The organism is Pseudomonas sp. P4_D7 (assembly GCF_056401755.1).
Map to the genome: position 1 here is coordinate 1 of NZ_JBFUIR010000122.1, position 3,057 is coordinate 3,057.

General features: G+C 54.5%; 3 protein-coding genes. All 3 read right to left on the reverse strand.

What is annotated here, in order from left to right; genetic code table 11:
- A partial coding sequence (locus tag AC1DVF_RS28830; protein WP_477783578.1) for a DNA cytosine methyltransferase occupies window positions 1-1,398 on the reverse strand: 1,398 nt, incomplete at its 3' end.
- On the reverse strand, window positions 1,395-2,696 hold the full coding sequence (locus AC1DVF_RS28835) for a hypothetical protein (RefSeq protein ID WP_477484733.1): 1,302 nt from the start codon (window positions 2,694-2,696) through the stop codon (window positions 1,395-1,397). The genes AC1DVF_RS28830 and AC1DVF_RS28835, both read right to left, overlap by 4 nt.
- On the reverse strand, window positions 2,696-3,057 hold a 362-nt coding region (locus AC1DVF_RS28840), incomplete at its 5' end, for an ATP-binding protein (protein WP_477783579.1). The genes AC1DVF_RS28835 and AC1DVF_RS28840, both read right to left, overlap by 1 nt.

Genomic DNA, 3,057 nt, shown 5'->3' on the forward strand with positions numbered 1-3,057 from the left:
CTGCATAGGATCGGGGTGAATGAAATAATGCCCGTCCTTTGCGATGTGGCTTGTTATTGTCGTCGATGGGCTACCCCATACTTGAACACGAAACCGGTCCGAGAAGATACCACTCTCCCAGTTCTTATGTTTAGGCGCCAAAGAAGGCGGAAACTCACGGGCGACCGGCGATCTTCCACACACACTTGCATAAACAGAAGCGAAAAAATACCGGCCCAAATCGGATTCCATGTGACCTCGGCTCGCATGCCCTGAAAGGCAGGTCATCCTGCTATCAAGGATCCACTCACGAAGTTCAGGGGGGCAATCATCAGCGATGTGACCCATCCCGGAGCTACTCCGGGGCGCCGTGCTTATGGCCTCCGCCATTCTGCCGGCCAGAACTTCAGAATGCCGGTAAACCTTTTGATGGTTCTGATCTTCAGAGTCGCGGGTGGCGTCCATGACTTTCTCTATCGACCTGGACATCGCATTGCGCCAAGCATCAGGCGAATCCGATTTGCTAACACCACTTCTTATGAAAGGCATACCCTGAAGGATGTCGCGGACCGTGACCTTCATTCCGCCCGAGCCTGTTGGTATCTGGCTTTGCAACCCATCTAAATGAACGAGGTCGCGTCTCAATCCGATAATTATAATTCTATGCCTTGCCTGGGGAACCCCAAATGTCTCACACCGAATTAGAAAATCCTTGGGTCTGCGCGTCGGGGTCAAATACGCGGCTCCGCCAGGACCTGCGCCAAACGCAAAGAAATCATAGGTTCTGTCATCACCACCGATTGCCTCAAGATCGGAAAGCACCATATCGAATACTGCTTTACCGCCTACGGTTGAGGAAAACATCCCTTTGACGTTTTCCATGACGAATGCTGCAGGCTTCAAATGTTTCAAAATGCTGATGTATTCGCGATAAAGGAAATGCCTCTTGTCCTTTTCAGGAAGGTATTCAGCTTTTGCACGGTTGCGAGACCTGCCGACAACGGAATACGCCTGACAGGGTGGACCGCCGATAACAATCGTCCGGTCGCCAGCCCTTTCTCTGATCGTTTGAAGATATGGCGCCAATATATCACTTACCCCATCCTCACCCAGCTCGAGCAACAAAGCTTCCTTCTCCGCCCTCTCCCACTGTTTGGAATATTTCAGAGCCCAGTCGGGTTCTTCGATCGAGCCATTGAGGAAAGCGTAGTATTCATCAGGAAATGAGCCTTCAAACTGCCGGAGAAATGCACGGAATCGGAGCGTCCGGTGCGCCAACTTTTCCTTCTCAACGGAGAGGGCGATTTGGAACACCGGGTTTCCGTTGGTGTCACGTACCGATGCAAATCCCTCAGCAAGCCCGCCGGGCCCCGCAAACAAATCGACCACTTCGAATGGGGTGTCTGATGTCGTTTTCAAAAGCGTAAGGTCCCCGGACGCATAACGTAAGACGCGGTGTGGACAAGGATGGTAGTAAGCATCTGTTCACGCAAACGCATCGTTGCAGCCGGCCAAGCTGCCAGGTCACCTGGCACAATAGTGGTATTAAAACGGGCGTGCACAAGAAGACAGACGGGTTCAGCAAACTCGTCGAGCTTGAATTGTTCGCCGCACACGAGCACAGCCGGGCTTCGGGATGTCTTCTGCACCGCACCTTGCGGAACCAGGAGCCCCAGATGAAATGGAAGAGGGCCGGCATTACTTTGGGCCTGATCACAGGCAGCACCTCCGCGTATGAGAACCAGTTGGCCCTCACCGCGGCGTTCTGCCTTCAGCTTAAATTCCTTTTCTCGGAGATAGTCGACTGTGACCCCAAACCTCGCATTCATAGCGTCATCGTCAAGCTCGGCCAAGGGAATTATCGCACCCCAATCAGACTGGCCAACCGGCTCACCGGGAGGAACCGCCAAGTGCAGCATCCGGTGCATCTCCGCCTTCTGAACCTCGCTGAGCGCAAGCCCCGGCTGCGGAAAAGTCACTGCGGTTTTCCACAGGTCAGGTGTGCCGGCGGCGGCGGGCTGATTGAGTATCCGGTCAGTTAACAAGGGGGATAGAACAGCTGCCACCGAACCTCTCGGATCGCTTAGTGCGTTCGAAGGCCCCGCGGCCGCAGATGCCAGGAGGCTAAGAATGCCATCCATCGCGCCGGGGTACAAGGCAAGCGTGCGCTTATCGCTCGGTATCAGATTGCTCACCAAAGCGAGTGTTGCGTTCGCCGCCGCTAGAACATCGCGCTCCCAACTAAGGAGCGCAGCGAGTTGGGGCATCGCCGCAATTTGCTGCGTTATCGCATGCTGGAGTGCAGCGCCATCCCACTGGTCCCGGCCCATACTGAAAGCATTTTTATCCAGCGCAAGAATAGCCAGCGGCATCTTATCTGCCGGTAGTATCACCCCGAGACGGTCCGCTAAGGCTGTCCGTTCCTGCTCATGCGAGGTCCAGAGTATGAGGATGTACGGGCCGTGATGATCGGGAACACAGTGGTTGAGGATGCTTCCAAGAGCATCATAGTGCTGAACAGCACTGGCAGCTGCTCTCAACAGATGAAGATCGCTGAACAAAATACGGAAGCCGGTGAACAGAGCAGGCGCCGGCAAGCCGGCGGCATCAAATCGTATACCTATACATGGAGCGCCAAGCCCATGAAGCGCGTCGACGAGTGGAGAAAGCTCCATTGGGTCATCATCAATTGCGATATATCTTGCTGGTGTGAACATCAGGGCCTGCCAAAGACCATAGCTACCACTGCGCCATCAAATTCATCCGGCACATCCGCCTGGCCTTTCCCGGGAAAGACCAGCCGTCCCTCGCAAAGATCCATAACCAGGTTGGCGAAGTATAACCCAAGACCACTCCCAGCAGGTCGTCTCGTAAAGAAGGGCGTTACAATTGTGGCCGGGTCGTCGATAAAGCCTGGTCCATTGTCAGCCACGACAATGGCTGGTCCTCCCTCAAAGTCAGGATCTACATTGACGTAAATACGTCGCTCCCCGGGATCAGGGTGTCTGACTTTGACCCAGTGAACCGCGTTATCTATCAGGTTAGTTAGAGCCCCAAGAACAAGGCCTGCCGCAAATG

Excerpts from the sequence above, each read along its gene's own strand:
- AC1DVF_RS28835 (WP_477484733.1), bottom strand. The coding sequence starts at position 2,696 with ATGTTCACACCAGCAAGATATATCGCAATTGATGATGACCCAATGGAG.